We start from the raw sequence: 24,470 nt of genomic DNA, 5'->3' as shown, positions 1-24,470 counted from the left end.
CGCGCCCCGTCTCCGCGCGCCCGTCGGTGGATCGCCCGGTGCGGCCAGGCGTCTGTACGCTCCGTAACCGGTCGACATGCGTGCTTTGTCCGCTCGTGTCACTCTGGTCGAGGCCCAATCCCCTCACCCACTACGGGAGTGAACTCACATGGGCATGAAGGACCAGTTCCAGGACAAGGCCGGGCAGATGAAGCAGCAGGCCAAGCAGAAGACGGAACAGGCGAAGCAGCGCGGCCAGCAGGGCCAGCAGGGCCAGCAGGGCCAGCAGGGCCAGCCTGGCCAGCGGAGCCAGCAGGGCCAGCCTGGCCAGCGGAGCCAGCAGGGCCAGCAGCAGCGCGGCCGTCCGTCGTCCCCCGAGGAGGCGCGCCGGATGCAGGAGGAGGCGGAGGACCGCTTCAACCTGGACTACGACGCCTAGTCGCACCGCTCGGCATTGACCGGGGAACGGGGTGCCCTCCGCACGGGGGCACCCCACTTCGCGTCGGCGGCGTCAACGGGCAGGTCTCGGGGGGAGTTTCGGGCGGGTCCTGTCCGGGACCTTGCTGTAGTCCGGGGGGACCGAGGCCGGGTGGGTTTCGAGCAGGTCCAAGGCCAGTGCGACGGCGTCGTCCAGCTGCTTGTGCCGTCCCTCCGCCCAGTCCAGCGGCGTCCGCAGGATCTCCAGGTCCGGGGCCACTCCGTGGTTCTCGACCGACCAGCCGTACGCGTCGAACCATGCCGCGTTCATCGGGACCGTGATCACCGTGCCGTCGCCCAGGCGGTGGCGGCCCGTCATGCCGACCACGCCGCCCCAGGTGCGCTGGCCGACCACCGGGCCGAGGCCGAGCACCTTGAACGCCGCCGTGATCATGTCGCCGTCCGAGGACGTCGCCTCGTCGGCGAGCGCCACCACCGGGCCGCGCGGCGCGTTCGACGTGTACGACACCGGCTGGGCGTCGCGCGTCAGGTCCCAGCCCATGATCGTGCGGGTCAGCTTCTCGATGACGAGTTCGCTGATGTGCCCGCCGGCGTTGCCGCGTACGTCCACGATCAGCGCCGGCCGCGAGACCTCCTTGCGGAGGTCCCGGTTGAACTGCGCCCAGCCCGAGCCCCCCATGTCCGGGATGTGCAGATACCCGCAGCGGCCGCCGCTCCGCTCCCGTACCACCGCACGGCGCTTGGCCACCCAGTCCTGGTAGCGCAAGGGGCGGTCGTCGGTGAGGGCGATCACCGCCACCCGCCGGGGCCCGGCGCCCTCTCCCTCCGCGGGTGTGAACGTCAGCTCCACCGTCATGCCGCCCGCTCCCGCGAGCAGGGGGTACGGTCCCCTCACCGGGTCCACCGGCCGCCCGTCCACATGGGTCAGGACGGCTCCCTCATGGATGCCCGTCCCGGCCAGCGGCGAGCGTGCCTTCGAGTCCGACGACTCGCCCGGCAGGATCCGCCTCACCACCCAACGGCCGTCGCGGCGGACGAAGTTGGCGCCCAGCAGGCCCTGCTGGCGCTGGTAGTGCGGCGGGCCCTCGTTGCGCCGGGCGGGAGACACGTACGCGTGCGACGTGCCCAGTTCGCCCAGCACCTCGCGCAGCAGATCCGCGAACTCGTCGGGCGAGGCGACCCGTTCGACCAGCGGCCGGTACTGCCGCAGGATCCCGTCCCAGTCGATCCCGCACATCTCCGGTTCCCAGAAGTACGCCCGGATGAGCCGTCCGGCCTCCGCGTACGCCTGCCGCCACTCGGCGGCCGGATCCACCTCGTGCATGATCCGGCGCGCGTCGATCCAGACGGTCGTGTCGGCGTCGCCGGACTCGCTCGACGGGACCGCCCGCAGGTCGCCCTCGTCGACGACCACCAGCCGTGTCCCGTCCCCGCTCACCGCGAACCAGTCGAGATGGCCGACGAGTTCGGCCTTCTTCGCCTTGCTGATGGTGAAGTGCTCCAGGGTCGGCCGTCCCGAGGTGTCGTCCGGGTTCACGAACGTCTCGCCCAGCGCGCCCGAGATCGGCCAGCGCAGCCACACCAGGCCCCCGCCCGCGACCGGGGACAGGGCGGAGTACTTCGACGCGGCGACCGGGAACGGTGTCACCCGGCTCTCCAGCCCCTCGGTCTCCACGGTCACCACCCCGGTGTCCTCGTCCTCCTCGTCCAGCGGATCGAGGCCGCCGGCCGCGGGCCGTCCCTCCGGGTTCAGCGCGAACGGGGAGGGGGTCGCGGACGACAGGGGCACCAGGTACGGGCGGCAGCCGAGCGGGAAGGAGAGGTCCCCGGTGTGCACGTCGTACACCGGGTCGAAGCCGCGCCAGGACAGGAACGCCAGATAGCGGCCGTCCCGGGTGAAGACCGGATTCTCGTCCTCGAAGCGGCCGTTCGTCACGTCCACGATCAGGCCGTCCTTGATGCGCGCCATCCTGATCTGCCGCAGGGACCGGCCGATCCCGGGGTGCGACCAGGTCAGCCACGCCCCGTCCGGGGAGAACGCCAGGTCCCGAACCGGTCCGTTGACCGAGCGGACCAGCTCGATGACCTCGCCGTCCGGCTCCTGGGCCACCTCGCGGCCGCCGGCCTCCCCGCCGCCGGCCCCCTCCTCGCCGCCGGTCTCCCCGCTGCCGGTCTCCCCGCCGCCGGCCCCCTCCTCGCCGCCGGTCTCCCCGCTGCCGGTCCCCTCGGTGGCCGCCGCCTCGGTGGCCGCCGCCTCGTCGGACACGGCGATCAGCAGCAGCCGTCCGTCGTGGGAGGCGATCGCGAGCCGCTCGCCCTGCGGGTCCGACACCAGCTCCAGTACGCGGCCCAGGGCGCCGGAGGCCAGCCGGCGCGGCGCGAGGTCGCCGGACGCCCGCGGGAGGTGAGCGATCTCGATCGCGTCCTCGCCCTCCGCGTCGGTGACGTACGCGATCTGCCCGCCCACGCCGAGCATCTCCGGCAGCCGGACGCGTACGCCCGGGGTGTCCGTGATCGTGCGGGCCGGGCCGTCGCGGTGCGTGAGCCAGTACAGGCTGCCGCGGACGACCACCGCGCTGGCCCGCCCGGTCTCGTCGACCGAGACACCGTCGACGTGCTGGGCGGCCGGCACCTGGTAGGCGCGCCGCCCCGCGCGCGGCCCGCCCAGGCGTACGTCGAGGCGGCGCGGAACGGAGTCCGGGGACAGGTCGTCGACGATCCACAGGTCGCCCGCGCACTGGTAGACGACGCGGGTGCCGTCGCTGGAGGCGTGCCGGGCGTAGAAGGCGTCGTGGTCGGTGTGCCGGCGCAGGTCGGAGCCGTCGTACGCGCACGAGTACAGGTTCCCGACGCCCTCGTGGTCGGAGAGGAACGCGATCCGCCCCCCGGCGAACATCGGCGAGTCGAGGTGGCCGTCGAGGCCGGCGAGCAGCCGCTGCCCGTGCAGCCACAACCGGCCGGTGGCGCCGCCGCGGTAGCGCTTCCAGGAGGCCGGTTCGTGCGGCGGGGTGCCGGTGAGCAGCAGGGTCCTGTGCTCGCCGTCGACGTCGGCCACCGCGATGTCCGAGACGGGGCCCCAGGGCAGCTTGCCGCCGGGGGCGCCGTCGGTGGAGACCTTGTAGGCCCAGGTGTAGTAGGAGAAGGGCTCCCCGTGCGAGGCGACGGCGAGGATGTCGCCCTCCGGGGTCCAGCCGCACACCCGCGTGTCGGTGCTGCCCCAGTACGTGAGCCGCCGGCCCGGGCCGCCGTCCACCGGCGTCAGATGGATCTCCGGGACGAGGCTGCGCCAGCTCGTGTATGCGATCCGGCGCCCGTCGGGCGAGAAGCGGGGGTGGCCGATCTTCGTACGGTCCACGGTGAGCCGCCAGGCACGGCCGGGCCGGTCCAGCGGTGCCACCCACAGGTCGTCCTCGGCGGCGAAACACAGGCGGTCGCCGTGCAGGTGCGGGAAGCGGAGATAGCCGGGGGCGCTCTCGTACACGTCGCTCGTGTCGCTCACCCACCCATGCTTGTCCGGCGGGCGGGGCCCGGCAACTCGTAGGCCGATGGGGTGATCGGCGCCGCGACCCCGCAGCGTGTTCCGTGACCCAGGACACGTACGAAACCGTTTCGTTTCGATTGACGGCGGGGTATCGTCGGTGGCGTACGAAACCGTGTCGTCCGGAGCCTTCCGCTCCGGGCGCGGAGCGGAAGGCGAGAGGCATGGCCGGTGTGCTGAAGGACGCGGCACCGTCCGCTCCGGACGGGCAGCCGGCGCCCGTGGCGGGGCGTCGCAGCCGGATCACGCCCCAGCGTGAGGCCGAGCTGTACGAGGCCGTCCTCGATCTGCTCCGGGAAGTCGGCTACGACGCCCTGACGATGGACGCCGTGGCCGCCCGCACCCGGTCCAGCAAGGCCACCCTCTACCGCCAGTGGGGCGGCAAGGCCGAACTGGTCGCCAAGGCGATCCGGCACTGCACGCCGGGCAGCATCGGCGACGTCGACACGGGGTCCCTGCGGGGCGACTTCCGTGTCCTCGCCACCCGCGAGGACGACTGCGTCATGGAGCAGAACTCCGCGTTGATGCGGGGCCTGGCGATGGCGGTCCACCACAACCCGGACCTGCTGCAGGCGTTCAGGGAACTGCTCGTGGAACCGGAGATGAAGGATTTCCGCCGCGTGCTGCAGCGCGCCGTCGACCGGGGCGAGGTCCGCGCCGACAACCCCGCGCTGGACTTCGTGGTGCACATGCTGATCGGAGCCTTCGCCACCCGCGCGCTGATCGACGATCAGCCGCCGACGCAGGCGTTCCTGCTGTCGTACATCGACGCCGTGGTCCTCCCCGCCCTCGGCGTGCCCACCCCCTGACCCACCCCCTGGCCCGTCCCCCCAGCAAGCCCTCCACCTGACGTCACCGCTCACGTCGTCGGGCTGATCACCCCTGCCCTGAAGAACCTCACGACCTGACCGGGAGTACGTCCTCGTGGCCACATTCCTCTACCGACTCGGCCGATCCGCCTTCCGGCGACGGCACGTGGTCGCCCTCGTCTGGGTGGCGCTGCTCACCCTCGCGGGCGTCGGCGCCGCCGGCGCCCCCGCAGCGGGCTCCTCCTCGTTCTCCATCCCCGGCACCGAGGCCCAGCGGGCCTTCGACCTGCTGGAGCAGCGCTTCCCCGGCATGAGCGCCGACGGGGCCACCGCGCGCGTCGTCTTCAAGGCACCGAGCGGACAGAAGGTGACGGCCGCGGACCACAAGGCGGTCGTCGAGAAGACCGTCCGGGAACTGCGCGACGGCTCCGAAGTCGCCTCCGTCGCGGATCCGTTCACCGCCCACGCCGTCAGCAGGGACGGCACGATCGCCTACGCGCAGGTGAAGTACGAGGTGTCCGGCATGGAGCTGAAGGACACCTCGAAGGACGCCCTGAAGGCGGCCGCGCAGCACGCGCGGGACGGCGGGCTGACCGTCGAGGTCGGCGGCGACGCGCTGGTGGCCGTGCCGAAGCCGGGTGCCACCGAGGTCATCGGCATCGCGGTCGCCGCGGTCGTCCTCGTCATCACCTTCGGTCTGCTGATCGCGGCCGGGCTGCCCCTGCTCACGGCCCTGATCGGCGTCGGTATCGGCGTGTCCACGATCACCGCGCTGGCCGACGTCCTGGACCTGGGCTCGACCACCTCCACCCTGGCGATGATGATCGGCCTGGCGGTGGGCATCGACTACGCCCTGTTCATCGTCTCCCGCTACCGCGCCGAGCTGGCCGAGGGCCGCGACCGCGAGGAGGCCGCGGGCCGGGCGGTCGGCACGGCGGGCTCGGCGGTGGTGTTCGCGGGCCTGACCGTCGTGATCGCGCTGGCGGGCCTGGCCGTGGTGAACATCCCCATGCTGACGAAGATGGGCCTCGCCGCGGCGGGCACGGTCGCCATCGCGGTGCTGATCGCGCTGACGATGATCCCGGCGCTGCTGGGCTACGCGGGCCACAGGGTCAAGCCGGCGGGCGAGAAGAACAGGCTGCTGGGCGGCCGCCGGACCGCCGCCGCGCGGAACAGGCCGAACGCGGGCGCCCGCTGGGCGAGCTTCGTCGTCCGCCGCCCCCTGGCCGTCCTGCTCCTCGGCGTCATCGGCCTGGGCGCGGCGGCGGTTCCGGCCTCGTCGCTGGAGCTGGGCCTGCCGGACGACGGTTCCCAGCCGGTGTCCACGACCCAGCGCCGGGCCTACGACCTCCTCTCCGAGGGCTTCGGCCCCGGCTTCAACGGTCCGCTGCTGGTCGTCGTCGACGCGAAGGCGAGCGACGACCCGAAGGCGGCGGTCACGACGGTGACGAACGACATCAAGCACCTCGGGAACGTCGCCACGGTGACGCCCGCGACGTACAACAAGTCCGGCGACACCGCGATGATCACGGTGATCCCCGACTCCAAGCCGTCCTCGGCCACCACCGAGGACCTGGTGCACGGCATCCGCGCCAAGGGCGCCGGCATCACGGCGGACACCGACGCGAAGCTGCTCGTCACGGGCACGACGGCGATGAACATCGACGTCTCGCAGAAGCTGAACGACGCGCTGATCCCCTACCTCGCGCTGGTGGTGGGCCTCGCCTTCCTCCTCCTGATCGTGGTCTTCCGCTCGATCCTGGTCCCGCTGAAGGCGGCGCTAGGCTTCCTGCTCTCGGTGACGGCGGCGCTGGGCGCGGTGGTCGCGGTGTTCCAGTGGGGCTGGCTCTCCGGCCTCGTGGGTGTCGAGGAGACCGGCCCGATCATGTCGATGATGCCGATCTTCATGGTGGGCGTGGTGTTCGGTCTGGCGATGGACTACGAGGTCTTCCTCGTGACCCGTATGCGTGAGGCGTACGTGCACGGGGAGAACCCCGGCCAGGCGGTCGTGACCGGCTTCAAGCACGGCGCGCGGGTCGTCACCGCGGCCGCGGTCATCATGATCGCCGTGTTCTCCGGCTTCATCGGCTCCAGCGAGTCGATGATCAAGATGATCGGCTTCGGCCTCGCGATCGCGGTCTTCTTCGACGCGTTCGTCGTACGGATGGCACTCGTCCCGGCGGTGCTGGCACTGCTGGGCCGCAGGGCCTGGTGGCTGCCGAGGTGGCTGGACCGCGCCCTGCCGAACGTGGACGTGGAGGGCGAGGGCCTGCGGACGCCCGCCGACGCCGGGTGCAGGGACCCGGACGAGGACGAGGACCAGGACCGGGAGTTGGTACGGGTGTGAGGGAGAGCGCCTGACGCCGACAGGGCGCCCCACGGTGGTGGGGCGCCCTGTCGGCGTGTGCCGTGACGGGGGGTCAGTGCTTCCCGTCGCCGCCGGGTTCGTCGTCCGGCGCGAACACCTCGGCCGCGGAGGCGGCGGTGATGGCGCGGTCGAACCAGCGGCGATCGCGACCTGCCGGGTCGTCCGCACCCCGGCCGGTGTCGAGGAACACATCACCCTGGCCGCCGGATACGGCCCCGACCAGGCCCCGCCCCTGCATGCCCTTCCCGGGCTGGCCGAGACCCTCGCCAGCCGTCACGGCCTCGTCTCGATGCTCGTCCAGGTGCGCCCCGCCCGCGCCGACCTGACCACCCCGGCGCAGCGCGAAGCGCCACCGGTGCCGGTCTCCTACACCCTCGGTGCCGATGCTCGTGCCGAGTCCGCACCCCACGTGCCCCTCATGCGCCTTGGCCCGGCCGCGCACTACCTCCTCGGCGACGGCACCGACCCTGCCGGCTCCTGGCGGCGTCTGACGGCCCTCAGGGACCACCTTGAGAACTCCAGGGCCTGAGCCAGGGACGTTCTGGGCCGGGCCCGGGCCCGTCAGGACCGTCAGGACGGCGCAAGCTGCTGGCGGTAAGGGGCCAGCGGCGGGGCCGTCTTCGTGGCGAGGAACTCGATGATCCGGTAGTCGGCCACCTTCTCGACGACGAACGGGTCGGTCGCGACGAGGGTCTCCATGGCCGCACGGCTCTCGCCGACCGCGACGATCACTCCGCCGTCGCGCGGCACCTTGCGGCCCGAGGCGAGGAAGACTCCGGCTTCGTACTGCCGCTCCAGCCAGGCGACGTGGTCCGCAAGGACCTCGTCCACGCGCTCGGCCGGGGCGACGTAGGTGAGTTCGAGGATGAACATGCCGTTCAGCCTAGTCAGCGCTCACCTGCGCTCACCTCTGGGACACCTTCCGCGCCATCGCCCCCGCCCCCGCCAGATACGTCCGCTGCAGGAAGCGGATCAGGGCCTTCGACTCGAACTGGACGACCTCGACGCCCGCCGCCGTGTGGAACTCCATCACCGCCTGGACCCGGCCGCACGGCCAGATGTGCACGTCGCCCCTGCGCGTCGGCGCGCGCAGGCCCTTCTCCAGGAGCTCCCGGGAGAACGTCCACTCGTGGGGGCCCGGCAGCCCCACGTGGACCGAGCGGGGGTCCGTGTCGGGGTCATAGCGGAGCAGGGCGGGGACGGGGTCGAGCGATTCCGGGGAGTCGGTGATGACGTGGGCGCGCGCGTACTGTTCCACTACAGACATCGGTTCGACTCCTCACGTTGCGTCACCAAAGCAGAAGCTATGACTCCGCTACCTCTCAAATGTCGCATATGCGGATAAAAAACGCTCCTGATATGGACCGGGTCGTTCTCACGACCTGCTGGCTCTTGCAATACGTTCGCAATAGCGGGGTATCCTCGACCGGTGCATGTGCCCGACGGATTCATCGACGCCCCCACCTCCGCCGCGACCGGACTCGTCGCCGCGGGTGCCCTCGCCGTAAGCCTCAGGGGCGCCCGGCGCGAACTCGACGAGCGCACCGCCCCCCTCGCCGGCCTGGTGGCCGCGTTCATCTTCGCCGTGCAGATGCTGAACTTCCCGGTCGCCGCCGGGACCAGCGGACATCTGCTCGGCGGCGCGCTGGCCGCCATACTCGTCGGACCCTGGACCGGGGTCCTGTGCGTCTCGGTCGTGCTTCTCATGCAGGGCATCCTGTTCGCCGACGGCGGCCTCACCGCCCTCGGCGTCAACATCACCGACATGGCGATCGTGACGACCGTCGTCTCCTACACCGTCTTCCGTGTGCTGGTCAGGCTCCTTCCCCGTGGCCGCCGGTCCATTACCGCCGCCTCCTTCCTCGCCGCCCTGGTCTCCGTCCCGGCCGCCGCCGTCACCTTCACCCTGATCTACGCGGTCGGCGGCACCACCGACGTGCCCATCGGCAAGGTCGCCACCGCGATGATCGGCGTCCACGTCCTCATCGGCATCGGTGAGGCCGCCATCACCGCCCTCACCGTCGGCGCCGTCGTCGCCGTACGGCCCGATCTGGTGCACGGCGCCCGGGGCCTGCGACAGCGGCTCAAGCTGCGCGTCGGCGGTGAGCTGGTCGACGCGCCCGCCGTCGAGCCCGTGCCCGTGCCCGTGCCCGTGGCCGCCGGCCGGTCCCGCCGCACGCTCTGGATCACCGGCCTGGTCACCTCGCTCGTCCTCGCCGGCTTCGTCAGCTTCTACGCCTCCGCCAGCCCGGACGGCCTGGAGAAGGTCGCCGTCGACCAGGGCATCGCCCACACGGCGCGGAAGCACACGTCCTCCGGCTCCCCGCTCGCCGGCTACGGCGTCAAGGACATCGCCGACGCCCGCCTCTCCGGCGGCCTCGCGGGCGCGATCGGCGTCGGGGCCACCGTCGTCGTCGGCAGCACGGTGTTCTGGGCCGTGCGCCGCCGCCGTACCGCTGACGCCGCACCCTCGCAGGCGGGCTGAGATGGGAGCAGATGGGGGTACCTCCCGCGCGAGCGGATTCGAGCGTGGGGGAGCCCACAGGCTCTACCGGCACGCGCACTCCCCGGTGCACGCCCTGCCGCCGCACACCAAGCTCGCCGCCGCCTTCGCCTTCGTGGTGGTCGTGGTCTCCACACCACGGGAGGCGATGTGGGCGTTCGCGCTGTACGCCGTCCTCCTCGGCCTGGTCGCCCGTGCCGCCCGGGTGCCCGCCGGATTCCTGCTGCGGCGGCTGCTGATCGAGGTCCCGTTCGTCGCCTTCGCCGTGCTCATGCCGTTCGTGGCCGGGGGCGAGCGCGTCGAGGTCCTCGGGCTGTCGCTGAGCAGCGGCGGGCTGTGGGGAGCGTGGAACGTGCTCGCCAAGGGCACGCTCGGCGTCGCCGCCTCCGTCCTCCTCGCCGCCACCACCGAACTGCGCGAACTGCTCCTCGGGCTCCAGCGGCTGAGGCTTCCGCCGCTCCTCGTGCAGATCGCGTCCTTCATGATCCGCTACGGCGACCTCATCACCGACGAGATGCGCCGGATGCGCATCGCCCGCGAGTCGCGCGGTTTTGAGGCGCGCGGCATCCGCCACTGGGGCGTGCTCGCGAAGTCCGCGGGCGCCCTCTTCATCCGCTCGTACGAGCGCGGCGAGCGGGTGCACCTGGCCATGGTCAGCCGGGGGTACGCCGGTTCCATGCCCGTCATCGACGAGGTGACCGCGTCCCGCGCCCAGTGGTCGTACGCCCTCGCCCTGCCCCTCGCCGCCCTCGTCGTCTGCCTGCTGGGATGGACCCTGTGAATGCTTCGCCGCCCCCGTCGCCGCACCCGTCCCTGGACGTGGCCGGGCTGGCCTTCGCCTACCCGGACGGGCACCAGGCCCTCTTCGGCGTCGACTTCTCCCTCGCGCGCGGCGAGCGGGTCGCGCTGCTCGGGCCGAACGGCGCCGGGAAGACCACGCTCGTGCTGCACCTCAACGGCATCCTGACCGGCGGCACCGGCACCGTGACGGTGGCCGGGCTGCCCGTGGGCAGGAAGCACATGGCCGAGATCCGCCGCAGGGTCGGCATCGTCTTCCAGGACCCCGACGACCAGCTCTTCATGCCCACGGTCCGGGAGGACGTGGCCTTCGGGCCCGCGGCGGCCGGCCTCAGGGGCCCGGAGCTGGAGGCCCGCGTCGACCGGGCCCTCGAACAGGTCGGCATGGCGGACTTCAAGGACCGCCCGCCGCACCACCTCTCCTTCGGCCAGCGGCGCCGGGTGGCCGTGGCGACCGTGCTCGCCATGGAGCCGGAGATCCTCGTCCTGGACGAGCCGTCCTCGAACCTCGACCCCGCCTCGCGGCGCGAACTCGCCGACATCCTGCGGTCGCTGGACGTCACGGTCCTGATGGTCACACACGACCTGCCGTACGCGCTGGAGCTGTGCCCGCGCTCGCTGATCCTCAGCGAGGGGGTGATCGCGGCGGACGGGAGGACGGCCGAGCTGCTCGCCGACGAGGAGCTCATGCGCGCACACCGGCTGGAGCTGCCGTTCGGCTTCGATCCCCGTTCCGTGCGGGCGGCGGCCGGGTGAGACGCCGAGGAATCGACGGTGCCACGCGCGTGTTGTGCTCACGGGCACAGGCGAGTGAAGGGAACACGGGCGTGGACGCGCACGGCGTGGTGGCCGAGGGCTTCGAGCCGGTCAGGGAAGCGTTCGTACGGAACTTCGAGAAACTGGGGGAGCGCGGCGCGGCGGTCGCCGTGTACCGCGACGGCCGCAAGGTCGTCGACCTGTGGGGCGGCACGCGCGACGTCGACGGAGCGCAGCCCTGGGAGCACGGCACCGCGCAGATCGTGCGCTCGGCGACCAAGGGTGTCGCGGCGGCCGTCCTGCTGATGCTGGCCGAGCGCGGGGAACTGGACCTCGACGCGCCCGTCGGCCACTACTGGCCCGAGTTCAAGGCGCACGGCAAGGAGCACGCGCTGGTACGGCACGTCCTCGCGCACCGCGTCGGCGTACCGGCGCTCGACCGGCCGCTCACGCCCGCCGAGGCGGCCGACCCCGATCACGCCGCGCGCGTGCTCGCCGCGCAGGCACCCGCCTGGGAGCCCGGCACGGACCACGGCTATCACGCGCACACATACGGCTGGCTGACGGGCGAACTGGTGCGGCGGGTCACGGGCCGTTCCATCGGCGCCTTGGTCGCGGACGAGATCGCCGGGCCGCTGGGGCTCGACCTGTGGCTGGGCCTGCCCGAGGCGCAGGCCCACCGGGTGGGCCGGGTCGGCCCCCTTCCGGCGCCCGCCCAGGACGGCACCCTGCGCGTCCGGCCCAAGCGCGCGGTCGCCGAGGCGTACGCGGACCCCGGCAGCCTCACCCGCCGCGCCTTCGCCGCCATCACCCCGCTGCCCGACGAGAACGACCCCGCCTACCGCGCGGCGGTCCTGCCCGCGTCGAACGGCATCGCGACGGCCGACGCCCTCGCGCGCTTCTACGCGGCGCTGACCGGCGAGGTCGACGGGGTGCGCCTGTTCGCCCCGCGGACGCTGGAGGAGGCCCGCGCGCAGGCGTCCGCGGGACCCGACCGGGTGCTGGTGGTCACCACCCGCTTCGGCCTCGGCTACATGCTCCACGGCAGCACCTCACCCCTCCTCGGCCCCGGCTCGTTCGGCCACCCGGGCCGCGGCGGCTCCCTCGGTTTCGCCGACCCCGGCTCGGGCATCGCCTTCGGCTACGTCACCAACGGCTTCCGCACGAGCGTGACGGCCGACCCGCGGGCACAGGCCCTGGTACGGGCGGTGCGCGCGTCACTGGCGTAACCGCGCCAGGCCCGTGGGCCCGCGCGGGAGCAACGACGCGGTGCCCGTACGCGTCGTCCGCGCACGGGCCCACCGGCCACGCACTCAGTGCGTCAGCGGACGCGACGTCCTGCCCGACGCCTCGTCGATCTCGTCGTGCGCCTTCGTGAGCAGCTGCATCGCGAGATCGTTGAGCGCACGCGCCCCCGCGATCTCCTCCCCGACACGCGGCTGATTACTGTCGGAGAAGTGGCGGCTGGCGTGCCCGCGGGCCCGTACCTCCCTGCCGTCGGGAAGCCGTACCAGTGCCGCCGCCCGCGTGTGCAGGTCGTCCTCCTCGAACTCGAGCTCCACATGCCATCCGACTGCGGTGTGCATCATGACGATCACCTCCGGAACCGCTGATTCCAGGGTGCTCCTCCTGGCCGTCCGACGCACGGCACAGGCCCGGCTCAGCGGGCGCCCTCGTCGAAGCTGGCGAAGTAGGACGCGGCCATGTCCTCGTCGCCGTGGCCCTGGGCGGCGGCGCGGGCGAGGCGTTCGGCGCTCGCGGCGGCCATGTCGAGGCGGACGCCGTGCTGCTCCCCGGCCCGGACGATCAGCCGGGCGTCCTTCTCCGCCGTCGTCACCGCGAAACTCGCCGGGGACAGCCGGTCGTTCAGGACGAGGTCGGCCTTGGCGTGCAGATACCCCATGTCGAGCGGCCCGCCGGCGATGAGGTCGAAGAACGCCTGGGGGTCCACGTCGAGCGCCTTGGCCAGGGCCAGCACCTCGCCGGCCGCGGCGGTGGCCGCGAGGACCCAGCTGTTGGCCACCAGCTTGAGGCGGCTGGCGCTGCCCGTCGCGCCGTCCTCACCCGTCCACACGGTGCGGGCGCCCACGGCGTCGAACACGAGCGACACCGTGTCCCGGTCCTCGGCGGGGCCCGCGGCCAGGACGGTCAGCTGCCCGGCCTCCGCGGGCTGCCGGGTACCGAGCACGGGGGCGTCGTAGAAGACCAGGTCGTGATCGCGGGCGAAGCCGGCCAGCTCGCCCGTGGCCTCGATGCCCGCGGTGGTCGACTGCACCCAGTCGGCGCCGGCGCGCAGGGCGGGCGCGGCCTCCCGCATGGCCTCCAGGACGGTGGCGCCGTCGTGCAGCATGGTCAGCACCACGTCGGCGCCCTGCACGGCCTGCGCGGGGGTGCCGGCGACGTGCACGCCGTCGGCGGCCAGTGGCTCGGCCTTGGCGCGGGTGCGGTTCCAGGCGCGGACGGTGTGTCCGGCGCGGGCGAGGTTGCGGGCCATGGCGGCCCCCATGATCCCGGTGCCCAGGACGCTCACGGTGAGCTTCTCGGTCATCTGTGCTCTCCTTCGTGGATACCCCGGCCTTCAGGCCGGGGTGGGGGTACCTCCCGCTTGCGGGGGAGAAACGAAGCTCCTGCGGAGCAGGGCAGGGCCCGCAGCGCCTTCACGTGGCGCGACGGGCAACTGACTCTGGCGAAGATGACGGGGCCTTTGGACATCCGCTGGTCGCGTCCGCTGCCGGAAGGGGCGGTACCGACGACGGTGACCGTGTCCCGCGACGCGGCGGGCCGCTGGTTCGTCTCCATGCTGTGCGACGACCGCGTTGCCCCGGCCCCCGTCACCACAGCGGCTGTCGGCCTGGATGCCGGGATCACCTCCCTGGTGACCCTGTCCACCGGGGAGAAGATCACCAACCCCCGGCACGAACGCCGTGAACGCGCCCGCCTGGCCCGTGCCCAGCGTGAGCTGTCGCGGAAGGCGAAGGGCTCGGCGAACCGGGAGAAGGCCCGGCGCAGGGTCGCCAAGGTCCACGCTCGGATTGCCGACCGGCGCCGCGACTTCCTGCACAAGCTGTCGACTCGTCTCGTCCGTGAGTACCAAACGGTCGTGATCGAGGACCTCACCGTCCGCAACCTGCTGAAGAACGGCAAGCTCGCACGCGCCATCTCGGATGTGGCATGGACGGAACTCCGCTCGATGCTGGAGTACAAAGTGCGCCTGGTACGGGCGCGAATTCGTCGTGATCGACCACTGGTTCCCCAGCTCGAAGCTGTGCGGGGCCTGCGGCACGGTCCGCGAGAGGCTGCCGTTGAACGTCCGCGAGTGGACGTGTGAGTGCGGCACGGTGCACGACCGTGACGTGAACGCGGCACGCAACATCCTGGCCGCCGGGCTGGCGGCGTCTGCCTGTGGAGACGGTGTAAGACCTCAACGGGAGTCCTCCCGGACGGGGCGGTCGTCGGTGAAGCAGGAACCCCAGCGGGCGACCGCTGGAATCCCCCGCCTTTAGGCGGGGGAGGAAGTCAAACGAAGGGTGGTCGCGCCGCGCGGCACGCCGGCGCCTGCGCGCCGCAGTGCCTCAGCATGCTCGCTCGGGCGCGAGTTTTCCCGGAGGCGGCGCGGACAGGCCCCTCGCCCCGGGCCCGCCTCCGGCCGGCCGAACGGCCAACCGGCGTGCAGCATAAGCCCGATCCCGACCACGAGCAGCCCGGCCGCTGCGATCCTCGGCATGCCGAACCGCTCCTTGGAGAAGACCGCGCCGATGGCCGCGCCGACGGTGATCGAGGCCGGCCTCGGTGCGGGATCCGGTGGTCCCGGCAGGGTGGCGTGGTTCGGGCTCGGTCCTGCGGGACCAGCGCCGGGGCTGCCGGCTGATCGGTAGCCTGATCCGATGGATCAAGCTCAGGTGATGCGGGCTCTTGACGGCGAGGTGGATGCGCTCGTGTGCGGTGTCCGCGGTCTCCCGGAAAGGGACTGGGAGCGTCCGACGCGATGCGGGCCCTGGCGGGTGCGGGAGGTGCTGGGGCACATCCACGTTGCCCTCGGATGGCTTCCGGGGATGTTGGCAGCGCCGGCGCCGCCGCACGCCGGGACATCCGCGGCGGACTACTACCGGCCGGATGACCGCTTCGCACCGCAGACCAATGCGGCCCGTATCGAGCTTGCCGAGCAGCGTGCAGCGGCCCCGGTGAGCGGTGCCGCCCTGGTGGAGGACCTCGCTGTCTTGTGGCGGGAGGTGGACCGGCTGTGCCGGGCCCAGCCGTACGGACGCGTGGTGCGCACTCGCCACGGGGACGCGATGCTGCTGTCCGAGTTCCTGCTGACGCGTCTGGTCGAGATCGCCGTCCACGGCCTGGACCTCTCGGACGCACTGGAGAGGGAGCCTTGGCTGACCCCGGCTGCGGGGGAGCTGATCGTGGGGCTGCTGGTGGGCCCGGACCAAGCGGAGATGGTGCGTGAACTCGGCTGGGACACCGCGAAGTTCGTACGCAAAGCCACCGGGAGGGAGCCACTGGAGGGCCAGGAAGCCGCTCAGGTCGAGCGGCTCGGTCTGCAGTGGCTCACGCTCGGCTGACATCGACCGGAGCCGAGCCGGGGAACTGGACGCCGACTACGCGAGCCCGTGCCGTACGGCGTCGTGCGCGTAGGCGCTCAGCCGATCCCGGGTGATTCCTGTTGCGCAGGTGCGCCACGGCCGATGGTCATGGACCAGCGCACGGCTGAGGGTGCCTCGACGGACACGACGCCACTGCGGTCCACGCCCGTCACGGCCACCTGGTTGTAGGTGGTGCTGACCTCGTCTGCGACGCATTCCAGGGGGAAGGAGACGTGAACCGACTGCATGGCGACCTTGAGCTTCCCCTTGCCCTGGCAGCGTACGGCGACGATGAGGGCGTCGCCTTTCCTGCCCTTGCCGTAGGCGATGCTGGCGTTCCCGGTGGTCGCCTTCTGGCGGCCGGCGAGGGCTTCGCCGTTGTCCAGTTCCGGGGGCTTCTGCACGGAGGGCTGTGTGCTGCTGGGCGCAGCGGTGGCCGTCGCCGGGCCCGACGCGGAAGAACGTGCGGGCTGCGTAGGCTGCTTGGCGTCCGAATAATCCGTCGTGCACGCGGCGACGGCAGAGAGCGCCGCAGTACACACGATGCCGAGTACTGCACGGGTCCGGCGAGACATGTCAGTTCTCCCAGATGGCCCAGCCGACACGATGCGGCGTGTAGACGGTGACGTTGTGCTTGCTGCCCTTGCCGCAGTTGACGTATGTGTACTGGCTATATCCGTAGCTTTTCAAACGGAAGACGCCGTATCGGGCATAAGTGGTCTTGTGCGGCGGGGTGTCCACGCTGATGTTGTTGCCGATCTTGGCCGTGAGTGATGCGGACACGGTCACGCCGAACTTGCCCGAGATCTCGATGACCGCCACGCTGCCCTTTACGTTGAGTTCGCCGCTGTAGGCGATCCCGACGGTGCCGGACACCTCCGAGGTGAACGTGGACTTGGCGGTGCGAGAGGTGCCGTTGTAGTTGGCCTGCTCAGCGCCGACGCCCTTGTGGTAGTCCTTGGTCTTGCTCGTGGGGTAGTAGTACCAGCCCTGCTCGCACCCCCGGCTGTCCGGCATGTTCCCCGTGTGGTTGGCGGCATCGGACGGTGCGGGTGCGGGGGTGTCAGGGGCACCCTCATTGAGATCCGACTCTTCGGGCTGGCCAGGTGGAGCAGTGGCGATGCTCTCAGCGGCGGCAGGAGCGGGAGCATCCGCCAGGGCGCGTCCGGCGCCGGCCAGGACGGCTACGGCGACGGTGGGAGCGATCAAAGCTCTTCGGGGCACGCGCATGTCGCGACTCCTTGGTCAGGGGAGTGGTGGCGTGTGCGATCAGCTGTCTCTTCGCGGCTGACGAGATCATGTCAGCGCACTGCGGCGGACTACCAGCTTCCTCTGTGTTTCCTGAGCAAGATGTGAGGTTCGCTAGTGGAAGGTGACGTAGGGGTCGGACCGGGGCGCGGTACTGGTGTTCCCACCAGCCCGTTTCCCCGGCCCGCCCTCCGAACCGGACGTGCCCGTTGGCCGGGCATCCGGCTCTCCACAAGCCCCGTTGGACGGGACGTTTTCGTCACGCACCGGTCGGCCAGGGTGTGGGGATCTTGGTGCCCCGGTAGTAGTAGCGTCGCGTGCCTACTCCTCCCGGGTTGAACAAGACCACCTCCCCGTCGGCGGGCCACCACCCGTCGCTGGTGAAGCGGCGGCGGAGTTCCTTCCAGGTCGTCTTCGGGTGCTTGCGGCGCAACCATCCGAAGACCCGCTGCCACAGGTAAGCCCTCACATACTGGAAGGTCCTGCTGGAACAGCCGTAGCGGAAGTAGGCGGTCCAGCCCCGCAGCATCGAAGTGAGCTGATGCAGCAGGACCGCGAGCGGCAGGTTCTTGTCCTGCCAGCACAGCGCCTTGATCTTGGCCATGACGGCGACCAGCGCCTTCTTGGCCGGGTAGACATAGACATAGTGCTTGTCGGTGCCCCGCTTGCGGTGACGCTGGATGCGCCACCCGAGGAAGTCGAGGCCCTTGTCGATGTGGGTGATCAGCGTCTTCTCCGGCGACAGGCGCAGGCCCATCGTGGACAAGACCTCCGCCGCTTCCGCGCACAGGCCCTCGGCGTGCTCCCGTGTCCCCGAAACCGCCAGGACCCAGTCGTCCGCATAGCGGACAAGTCGGCAGTTCGGCAGACCGTGGTAGCGCCGCCTGGCCAGCCCGTTGCCGTTAAGCCGATACGCGGCGAAGTGCTCGTCGAGTACCGACAGCGCGACGTTGGCGATCACGGGGGAGAGAATCCCACCCTGCGGGGTTCCGGCCCGGGTCTCCGCGAGCGTGCCGTCCTCGGTGAGGATGCCCGCCTTGAGGAACGCCTTCACCAGGGCCAGGACGCGCTTGTCTCCGACGCGTTCCCGGATTCGGCCCATGAGGGCGGAATGCGAGATTTCGTCGAAACAGGCTTTGATGTCCCCCTCCACGATCCACTCATAAGAGCGGGACACGAAGAAATGCACCTCGGCCACGGCGTCGTGGGCCCGGCGCTTGGGGCGGAACCCGTAGGAACACGGGAGGAAATCCGCCTCGAACACAGGCTCCAAGACCAGTTTGAGAGCACCTTGGACCACCCGGTCGCGCAGGGCGGGAATCCCTAACCGGCGACGCTTCGTCGTTCCCGGCTTGGGGATCATCCGCTCCCGCACAGGGATCGGGCGGAAACTGCGGTCCTTCAACTCGTCCCGCAGCTGGCCGAGGAAGACCTCGACCCCTTTCACGGACTCGACGTAGTAGGCGGTCTCGCCGTCCACCCCGGCCGTGCGCGCTCCCTTGTTGCCCCGCACACGAGCCCAGGCCACCAGCAGGAAGCCCGGATCGCAGACAAGGTTGTGCAGATCATCGAACCGGCGATCAGAATCGTCGGTCGCCCAACGGTGCAGTTTGGTCTGGATCTCCTGTACCCGGCGCTCAGCCCTGATCAGGGAAAGCTCCAGCTCATCGGTATTCACCAACGTCCTCCAGGCATTCCAGCAACCTCTCCGCTGACTTGCTGGCCCCCTTGGCCATGCACGGAGCTTTCCTCCGCTCGGACTACTACGGGGCCTCCGCCCCACCCGCGACCGTCAGCCGACGACGGGCCTGCCCCCGGTCCGGACTGGAAGCCCGGACCGGTAGGGCGATCACGGATGGTTCCCACGTTCACTGAGTGCCGATCGACGAGTGAGATGCCCAGCTACTGTCCCGGCAGCATCGCCACGCCTACGCCGCAGGCTTTCAACGTGGCCTCCCCACCGACATAACCCTCCGGCTTCGGAGTTGACCGCCCAACCTACTCGGCAGTCACGCACTGCACACCGGCCCGGATCCGCCAGGTTGGAGCCGGCACTGCGCTTACGGGATGTCGACACTGGTTCCTCTCGTACACCTTCTCGTCTCGCTAGCCGGACCCGCACCGTCTGGCAGTACCGATGCGTCCCGTCGTTGTCAGGGCTGCTTCCCGCCCTCCCCGGCGTCTCCCGGATCAGACTGCCCTCGGCTTCTACCCCGCTGCTGCGACAGCCGGGCGGCGGGGTCCTCTCATCCCCGCTCGGTCACTCAGCGCCTCGTGGCGCACGATCACATCGCAGTACGCACGCGGTTGGCGCACGCGACCGTGCTCGGTTCAGTGAACCGGGGTCAGCCGAAGGCTGACCAAGCGGATTGGCGCAGGGCCCCACGGGGGCCGGTTCCGCCCGGGTCCGGGCCCACAGCACGAGGGCGTACGCGGCCGCGAAGCGCGGTGAACGGGATCGCCGCCAGCCCGATGGGCATCCCTCCCCCCGCGATCAGCGTGAAGCCGGCCAAGAGCACCGCCGCGGTGACGGCCGGTGTCACGCGGACCGCTCGCGCACGTCCACGAGTGTGCCGCCCGCGTGGGCGATCAGGGTCTTCGGGTCCATCGGGAACACGGTGTGCGGGGTGCCGGCCGCGGCCCACACCGTGTCGTGGCCGAGCAGCGAACGGTCGGCGAGCACACGGGTCTTCGTACGGTGCCCGAAGGGCGGTACGCCGCCGATCGCGTACCCGGTGGTCTCCCGCACGACGTCGGCGCCCGCCCGGGTGACCTTCCCGGCCCCCAGTTCCTCCCGTACGCGCTCCACGTCCACCCGGGACGCCCCGTCCATCAGCACCAGCACCGGAACACAGTCCGCGGCGAAGACGAGCGACTTGCAGATCTGGCTCAGTTCGCAGCCGATCGCGGCGGCGGCCTCGGCGGCCGTACGGGTGGCGTCGGGGAAACGGCGGATACGGGCGTGGAGTTCGCCGAGCCCCAGCTCTTCGAGGGCCTCGGCGAAACGGGGGTGGGCTCCGGAGCCCGCTGCGGCGGTCGTCGTCATGGACGTCACGCTAGCGGTGGGTGTACGGCGCGGGCGACCGGGTTACCGGGCCCCGGCGCCCGTGCGCGTCGCCGGGCTCCCGGCCGCCGCGCGCGTCAGCTTCCCGCCCGCAGCAGCGCCGCCACGATCGGGCCCGCGGAGTCGCCGCCGTGGCCGCCCGCCTGCACCACGCCCGCGGCGGCCAGATCGCCCTTCCAGGCGGTGAACCAGCCGTTGGGCTGCTTCTGGCCGTCGACCTCCGCCGAGCCCGTCTTCGCGCCGTCGTCCGGTCCGAGACCCGACATCGCCTTGGCCGCCGTGCCCGCCGCGGCCGTGTACCGCAGGACCTCCTTCAACTGGGCCTGCGTCGACGCCGACATCGTGCGGGTCGCCCTCGCCAGGGTGCGGTTGTCCACCGAGGGGGAGACCAGGTACGGCTGGTGGAAGACGCCCGTCTTGGCCGTGGAGACCACCGAGGCCATGTTCAGCGGGTTCATGCGGACGCCGCCCTGGCCGATCAGGGAGGCCGCCATCGGGGCCGCGCTCTGCACCGGGACCGAGCCGTCGAAGGACGGGACTCCGATCGACCAGTTGTCCATGCTCAGGCCGTAGATCTGCTGGGCGACCCTGGTGAGGTCGTCGTTGCCGAGCTTCTCCGCCTGGCTGATGAAAGCCGTGTTGCAGGACACCGCGAAGCTCGTCTTGAACGTGCTGTTCTTGAGCTCGAACTTGTTGTCGTTGTGGAACTTCCAGCCGCCGTACGTCACGTACTTCGGGCAGGGGTGCTCCTTGTCCGCCTTCGCCAGGCCCTTCTCGAACAGCAGCGTCGACGTCACGATCTTCATCGTCGAACCCGGCGCGAGGGAGCCCTGGAAGGCCACGTTGAAGCCGTGGCCCGAGTTCGCCACCGCCAGGATCTCCCCCGTCGAGGGGCGCATGAGGACGACGGACGCCTTGTCCTTCGCCGCCACCTCCTGCTCGGCCTTCGCCTGCAGCACCGCGCTCAGCGTGGTCCTCACGGTGCCGGGCCTGCCCTCGCTGAGCGTCACCAGCGTCTTGTCGGGCGTCTTCTCGGTGCCCTTCGCCGCCGCCTTGCGCACGATCCGCAGCTCGATGCCCGCCGTGCCGCCGGCCTTCTTGCCGTACTTCTCGCGCAGGCCGTCCAGCACCGTGCCGAGCGACGGGTACTTGGCGGCGGTGAGTTCGCCGCCGTGGCGGTCGAGGGCCTTGATCGGCGGCGTGCCGGCCTCGCCCGTCACCAGGCGGTCGCCCTCGGCCAGGTCCGGGTGCACCACCGACGGCTGCCAGCGCACCACCGGCTCACCGTCCTTGGCCCCGCGCACCACCGTCAGCTTCGACCCGTAGGCCAGCGGCTTGCTCCGTCCCTGATAGGAGACGGTGGCCTTCACGGAGAACGGGACCGTCGCCCCGGACGGCGTGCCGGGGGTCAGCGTCACGCCCGTGATGTGCGCGTCCTTGCCGTAGCCCGTCAGCAGTCGGGTGGCGGCGGCCGTGTCGTCCGTGGCGGCCGCCGCCCTGGCGACGTCGCCCCGCTGCCAGGCCGTGAGGAACGCGGTGGCCGTCGTGCGGACCTCGGACGCGGACAGCGGGCCCGTCTTCACGTGGTGGGCCGTGGTCGCCGTGCCGTCGTCGGCCGCGGCGCCGCCGCCCAGCAGGCTGTACGCGCCGACCGCCGCGCCCACACCGACGACGGCGACCAGCCCGCCGATCAGCAGCGGCCGGCCCTTCTTGCGCTCGGCCACGCGTCTTCTCTTGCCCACAGCTCACGATCCTCCGCAGTCCCCTGGTCCCCCGATGCCCCACGCTCCTCAACGAGAACCACCACCCTAGAGTCCCGCGGTGACAAGGGTGACGTCAGCCGCCGGTTCGTAGCACAGCTGCGACGATCGGACCGGCCGCGTCGCCGCCGTGCCCGCCCTCCTGGCTCATGGCCGCCGCCGCGATGTCGTTTCGGTATCCCGTGAACCAGCTGTTGGACCTGCTCTGCCCGTCGACCTCCGCGGACCCCGTCTTCGCACCGATGTCGCCGCCGAGCCCGGCCATCACGTGCGCGGCCGTCCCCCGGGTCGCCGTCAGCCGCATCATCGCCTTCAACTGGGCGACGGTGCCCCGGGACAGGCCCTTGGCGGTGGCCAGTTCGCGGTGGTCGAGCTCCGGCGGGACGAGGTACGGCTGCCGGAACGCGCCCGTGATCGCGGTGGCCGTGACCGACGCCATGTTCAGGGGGCTCATCTGGACCTGGCCCTGGCCGATCAGGTTGGCCGCGGTGTCCGGGCCGCCGGAGGCGGGCACCGAGCCGTCGAAGGAGACGATGCCGGTCTTCCAGTCGTCCCGCCCCAGCCCGAAGCGGTCCTCGGCCTCCCGGGTGAGCGAGTCGGCCTTCACCTCGTCCGCGTACTTCACGAACGCCGTGTTGCACGACCGCATGAAGCTGCCCGCCAGCGTCGCCTTCTCGTCGGGTGCCAGTCCTTCGAGGTTGTGGAACGTCTGGCTCTGCCACACCGCCGTCGGCGGGCAGGGTGCCGGCCCGTTCATGGTGGTGATGCCGTTGTCGATCAGCGTCGCCGCGCTGATGATCTTCATCGTGGAGCCGGGCGCGAGGCGCCCCTCGAAGGCCGCGTTGAACCCGTCCCTGCGGTGGTTGGCGACGGCGAGCACCTCGCCCGTGCTCGGCTTCACCGCCACGACCGACGACTCCGCGTACCGCTCCACCACCCGCTCCGCCGCGGCCTGCGCGGAGGCGCTCAGCGTGGTGCGGAGCTTGCCGGGCGTGCCCTCGGCGAGCGTCAGCAGCGTCTTCCCGGGCGTCTCGGCGTCGGCGTGCCGGACGGACAGCTCGATGCCGGGCGTGCCGCCGGCCGCGTCGCCGTACTTGGCGCGCAGCGCGTCCAGGACCGGCCCCAGGGACGGGTACTTCTCCTTCGTCAGCACCGCCCCGTGCCGGTCGACCGCCTCGATCGGAGGGGCCGCGGCCTCACCGGTGACGAGCGTGTCGCCTGTGCGCAGGGCGGGGTGGACGACGGACGGCTGCCAGTCGACCAGCGCCCGCCCGGTGGTCAGCCCGCGCACGACGGTCAGCGTGCTGTCGTAGGCGAGCGGCTCGGACTTTCCCCCGTAGGACACCGTCGCCTTCACGGAGAACGGCACCGAGCGCCCCTTCCGCGCGCCCGGCGTGATGTGCGCCCCGGTGATGTGCGCGCCGCTGCCGTACGCGGTCAGCAGCTGCTCCGCGGCCGCGGCGTTGTTCGTGTACGAGGCCGCGGTGGCCGCGTCGCCCTTCGCCCAGGCGGCGAGGAACTCGGCACTCGCTTCCTTGACCTCGCTCGCGGACGGCGGCCCGGTCCTCACCGGCGCGGGCGCGCCGACTCCGCCCGCGCTGCCGTCCAGCGCGGACAGGAGGTTGTAGGCCCCGTACCCGGCCCCTCCCACCATCACCGCGAGCACCCCGCCGACGATGGCCGCCTTGACCCCCTTGCGCATGACGCGTCGCCCCCTCCCCGTAGAGGTCGCACTGTAAGCGGCCCGAGAGGCGGCTGTGAGCCGTGTGGCCGGATGTTGTCCGAAGAGCGACCCCCGATGGCGCCCGGACGGACCAGTCCGGCATGCCGACCGGTGCCGAGGTGGCGATCCTTGGGGTGAAGCGGTCGGGCCGGTTGCCCGTCACGGTGCCCGTCAGGTGGCCGCTGCCCCTACCCACAGGACCTCGATGAGCCCGCATCCGACGCACGTAGCCATCGTCTCCGACTGCCCGCTTCTCCGGCACGGCCTCGCTCACGTGATCGACAGCGCTCCGGACCTGGAGAGAACGGCGCCCGTCGGGCGGGTCGGCGCACGGCGCCACGAGGTGGGGGACGCGGACGTCGTCCTGCTCAATGTGCAGGCCCCGGTCAGCGAGACGTGCGACATCATCGCCCGGTTGCACGAGGAGGGGCACCGGGTCGTCGTGGTGTCCGGCTCCACCACGCAGAACGATCTCGTCCCGTCCATCGAGGCCGGTGCCCGGGGCTACCTGAGCCAGCAGACGGGCGAAGCCGAACTGCTGGCGGCGGTGCGTTCGGTCGCCTCCGGCCGGAGTTATTTCGCCACCGGTTTCATCGGCCACCGGGGCCGGCACAAGAATCCTCCCCGCATCACCGGCAGGGAAAGGCAGATCCTGGAGCTTGTCGCAAGTGGAGCCACCGACCGGGAAATCGCCTCGAAACTGAATATCAGCGAGCACACGGTGCATTCACATCTGGACCGGCTGGGCAGCAAGACCGGATTCCGCCGCAGGGCCGACCTCACGCGCCTGGCGCTCCAGCACGGCGTGGGCGGCGAGGTCGCGGACGACGGGTAATTCTTCCCACACCGGTCGGTTGTTCTGCCTCTCGATCTTGACGGGCGGTGGCGTGACGCTTG

At 71.4% G+C, this 24,470-nt stretch carries 21 protein-coding genes and 2 pseudogenes; 11 read left to right on the top strand and 12 right to left on the bottom strand.

Annotated elements, in window-relative coordinates:
* Positions 1-148: 148 nt before the first annotated feature.
* Positions 149-418: a hypothetical protein gene (locus ACZ79I_RS16715; protein WP_471498224.1), complete on the top strand. Its 270-nt coding sequence runs from the start codon at positions 149-151 to the stop codon at positions 416-418.
* 72 nt (positions 419-490) lie between these two features.
* Here the strand turns inward: ACZ79I_RS16715 and ACZ79I_RS16710 are convergent, their stop codons facing one another.
* Positions 491-3,916: a S41 family peptidase gene (locus tag ACZ79I_RS16710; protein WP_471498222.1), complete on the bottom strand. Its 3,426-nt coding sequence runs from the start codon at positions 3,914-3,916 to the stop codon at positions 491-493.
* Positions 3,917-4,119: 203 nt separating this feature from the next.
* On the opposite strand from ACZ79I_RS16710, the gene ACZ79I_RS16705 reads away from it, so the two are divergent.
* From ACZ79I_RS16705 to ACZ79I_RS16695, 3 genes are all read left to right on the top strand, one after another.
* Complete coding sequence (locus ACZ79I_RS16705) at positions 4,120-4,764, top strand: TetR/AcrR family transcriptional regulator (RefSeq protein WP_471498221.1); 645 nt, start codon at positions 4,120-4,122, stop codon at positions 4,762-4,764.
* Positions 4,765-4,879: 115 nt separating this feature from the next.
* Complete coding sequence (locus ACZ79I_RS16700) at positions 4,880-7,111, top strand: MMPL family transporter (RefSeq protein ID WP_471498220.1); 2,232 nt, start codon at positions 4,880-4,882, stop codon at positions 7,109-7,111.
* Positions 7,112-7,187: 76 nt separating this feature from the next.
* Positions 7,188-7,661 (top strand): DUF6177 family protein, encoded by a 474-nt coding sequence (locus ACZ79I_RS16695; protein WP_471498219.1) that lies wholly within the window; start codon positions 7,188-7,190, stop codon positions 7,659-7,661.
* 41 nt (positions 7,662-7,702) lie between these two features.
* Here the strand turns inward: ACZ79I_RS16695 and ACZ79I_RS16690 are convergent, their stop codons facing one another.
* Together ACZ79I_RS16690 and ACZ79I_RS16685 are read right to left on the bottom strand one after the other, a co-directional pair.
* Positions 7,703-8,005, bottom strand: a complete 303-nt coding sequence (locus tag ACZ79I_RS16690) for a YciI family protein (protein WP_471498217.1) — start codon at positions 8,003-8,005, stop codon at positions 7,703-7,705.
* Between the two features lie 31 nt (positions 8,006-8,036).
* A complete protein-coding gene (locus ACZ79I_RS16685) occupies positions 8,037-8,399 on the bottom strand; it encodes an SsgA family sporulation/cell division regulator (protein WP_471498216.1) in 363 nt (120 codons plus the stop codon).
* A gap of 162 nt (positions 8,400-8,561) precedes the next feature.
* Here ACZ79I_RS16685 and ACZ79I_RS16680 point away from each other — a divergent pair, with 162 nt between their 5' ends.
* From ACZ79I_RS16680 to ACZ79I_RS16665, 4 genes are all read left to right on the top strand, one after another.
* Complete coding sequence (locus tag ACZ79I_RS16680) at positions 8,562-9,617, top strand: energy-coupling factor ABC transporter permease (RefSeq protein ID WP_471498215.1); 1,056 nt, start codon at positions 8,562-8,564, stop codon at positions 9,615-9,617.
* A gap of 1 nt (position 9,618) precedes the next feature.
* Positions 9,619-10,416, top strand: a complete 798-nt coding sequence (gene cbiQ, locus ACZ79I_RS16675) for a cobalt ECF transporter T component CbiQ (protein ID WP_471498213.1) — start codon at positions 9,619-9,621, stop codon at positions 10,414-10,416.
* A complete protein-coding gene (locus tag ACZ79I_RS16670) occupies positions 10,404-11,189 on the top strand; it encodes an energy-coupling factor ABC transporter ATP-binding protein (protein WP_471498212.1) in 786 nt (261 codons plus the stop codon). The genes cbiQ and ACZ79I_RS16670 overlap by 13 nt, the downstream gene beginning before the upstream one ends.
* Positions 11,190-11,260: 71 nt before the next feature.
* Positions 11,261-12,418, top strand: a complete 1,158-nt coding sequence (locus tag ACZ79I_RS16665) for a serine hydrolase domain-containing protein (protein ID WP_471498211.1) — start codon at positions 11,261-11,263, stop codon at positions 12,416-12,418.
* 84 nt (positions 12,419-12,502) lie between these two features.
* Here the strand turns inward: ACZ79I_RS16665 and ACZ79I_RS16660 are convergent, their stop codons facing one another.
* Together ACZ79I_RS16660 and ACZ79I_RS16655 are read right to left on the bottom strand one after the other, a co-directional pair.
* On the bottom strand, positions 12,503-12,778 hold the full coding sequence (locus ACZ79I_RS16660; protein WP_381089673.1) for a DUF1876 domain-containing protein: 276 nt from the start codon (positions 12,776-12,778) through the stop codon (positions 12,503-12,505).
* Positions 12,779-12,849: 71 nt separating this feature from the next.
* Complete coding sequence (locus ACZ79I_RS16655) at positions 12,850-13,737, bottom strand: NAD(P)-dependent oxidoreductase (protein WP_471498209.1); 888 nt, start codon at positions 13,735-13,737, stop codon at positions 12,850-12,852.
* A 96-nt stretch (positions 13,738-13,833) separates the two neighbouring features.
* Between ACZ79I_RS16655 and ACZ79I_RS16650 the strand changes: the two are divergent.
* A pseudogene (locus ACZ79I_RS16650) lies at positions 13,834-14,692 on the top strand (RNA-guided endonuclease InsQ/TnpB family protein); the annotation flags it as partial.
* Between the two features lie 158 nt (positions 14,693-14,850).
* On the opposite strand, the pseudogene ACZ79I_RS16645 reads toward ACZ79I_RS16650, so the two are convergent.
* Positions 14,851-14,976: pseudogene (locus tag ACZ79I_RS16645) on the bottom strand (EamA family transporter); the annotation flags it as partial.
* A 97-nt stretch (positions 14,977-15,073) separates the two neighbouring features.
* On the opposite strand from ACZ79I_RS16645, the gene ACZ79I_RS16640 reads away from it, so the two are divergent.
* Entirely contained in the window at positions 15,074-15,757 is a 684-nt protein-coding gene (locus tag ACZ79I_RS16640) for a maleylpyruvate isomerase N-terminal domain-containing protein (protein ID WP_471498208.1), read from the top strand.
* A 77-nt stretch (positions 15,758-15,834) separates the two neighbouring features.
* Here the strand turns inward: ACZ79I_RS16640 and ACZ79I_RS16635 are convergent, their stop codons facing one another.
* The 6 genes from ACZ79I_RS16635 to ACZ79I_RS16610 all read right to left on the bottom strand — a co-directional run bounded on the left by ACZ79I_RS16635 (position 15,835) and on the right by ACZ79I_RS16610 (position 23,552).
* Complete coding sequence (locus ACZ79I_RS16635) at positions 15,835-16,182, bottom strand: hypothetical protein (protein ID WP_471498206.1); 348 nt, start codon at positions 16,180-16,182, stop codon at positions 15,835-15,837.
* A gap of 172 nt (positions 16,183-16,354) precedes the next feature.
* Positions 16,355-17,002: a hypothetical protein gene (locus tag ACZ79I_RS16630; RefSeq protein ID WP_471498205.1), complete on the bottom strand. Its 648-nt coding sequence runs from the start codon at positions 17,000-17,002 to the stop codon at positions 16,355-16,357.
* Between the two features lie 283 nt (positions 17,003-17,285).
* Positions 17,286-18,704, bottom strand: coding sequence for a group II intron reverse transcriptase/maturase (ltrA, locus tag ACZ79I_RS16625; protein ID WP_471496648.1), 1,419 nt, complete (start codon positions 18,702-18,704; stop codon positions 17,286-17,288).
* Positions 18,705-19,565: 861 nt separating this feature from the next.
* Positions 19,566-20,072: a YbaK/EbsC family protein gene (locus tag ACZ79I_RS16620; RefSeq protein WP_471498203.1), complete on the bottom strand. Its 507-nt coding sequence runs from the start codon at positions 20,070-20,072 to the stop codon at positions 19,566-19,568.
* Positions 20,073-20,167: 95 nt separating this feature from the next.
* Complete coding sequence (locus tag ACZ79I_RS16615; RefSeq protein WP_471498202.1) at positions 20,168-21,832, bottom strand: penicillin-binding transpeptidase domain-containing protein; 1,665 nt, start codon at positions 21,830-21,832, stop codon at positions 20,168-20,170.
* Positions 21,833-21,926: 94 nt separating this feature from the next.
* On the bottom strand, positions 21,927-23,552 hold the full coding sequence (locus tag ACZ79I_RS16610; protein WP_471498200.1) for a penicillin-binding transpeptidase domain-containing protein: 1,626 nt from the start codon (positions 23,550-23,552) through the stop codon (positions 21,927-21,929).
* 226 nt (positions 23,553-23,778) lie between these two features.
* Here ACZ79I_RS16610 and ACZ79I_RS16605 point away from each other — a divergent pair, with 226 nt between their 5' ends.
* The gene (locus ACZ79I_RS16605) at positions 23,779-24,408 is read left to right on the top strand and encodes a LuxR C-terminal-related transcriptional regulator (RefSeq protein ID WP_471498198.1); all 630 of its coding nucleotides are present in this window, start codon (positions 23,779-23,781) and stop codon (positions 24,406-24,408) included.
* Positions 24,409-24,470 lie beyond the last annotated feature (62 nt).

Source organism: Streptomyces sp. PSU-S4-23 (genome assembly GCF_055632315.1).
This window is presented reverse-complemented; position numbering and strand designations above follow the sequence as displayed.

Bases quoted from the DNA above. Each gene is read 5' to 3' on its own strand.
- ACZ79I_RS16715 (WP_471498224.1), top strand. From the start codon at position 149: ATGGGCATGAAGGACCAGTTCCAGGACAAGGCCGGGCAGATGAAGCAG.
- ACZ79I_RS16705 (WP_471498221.1), top strand. From the start codon at position 4,120: ATGGCCGGTGTGCTGAAGGACGCGGCACCGTCCGCTCCGGACGGGCAG.
- ACZ79I_RS16690 (WP_471498217.1), bottom strand. From the start codon at position 8,005: ATGTTCATCCTCGAACTCACCTACGTCGCCCCGGCCGAGCGCGTGGAC.
- ACZ79I_RS16685 (WP_471498216.1), bottom strand. From the start codon at position 8,399: ATGTCTGTAGTGGAACAGTACGCGCGCGCCCACGTCATCACCGACTCC.
- cbiQ (WP_471498213.1), top strand. From the start codon at position 9,619: ATGGGAGCAGATGGGGGTACCTCCCGCGCGAGCGGATTCGAGCGTGGG.
- ACZ79I_RS16670 (WP_471498212.1), top strand. From the start codon at position 10,404: ATGGACCCTGTGAATGCTTCGCCGCCCCCGTCGCCGCACCCGTCCCTG.
- ACZ79I_RS16660 (WP_381089673.1), bottom strand. From the start codon at position 12,778: ATGATGCACACCGCAGTCGGATGGCATGTGGAGCTCGAGTTCGAGGAG.
- ACZ79I_RS16655 (WP_471498209.1), bottom strand. From the start codon at position 13,737: ATGACCGAGAAGCTCACCGTGAGCGTCCTGGGCACCGGGATCATGGGG.
- ACZ79I_RS16640 (WP_471498208.1), top strand. From the start codon at position 15,074: ATGGATCAAGCTCAGGTGATGCGGGCTCTTGACGGCGAGGTGGATGCG.
- ACZ79I_RS16620 (WP_471498203.1), bottom strand. From the start codon at position 20,072: ATGACGACGACCGCCGCAGCGGGCTCCGGAGCCCACCCCCGTTTCGCC.
- ACZ79I_RS16610 (WP_471498200.1), bottom strand. From the start codon at position 23,552: ATGCGCAAGGGGGTCAAGGCGGCCATCGTCGGCGGGGTGCTCGCGGTG.
- ACZ79I_RS16605 (WP_471498198.1), top strand. From the start codon at position 23,779: ATGAGCCCGCATCCGACGCACGTAGCCATCGTCTCCGACTGCCCGCTT.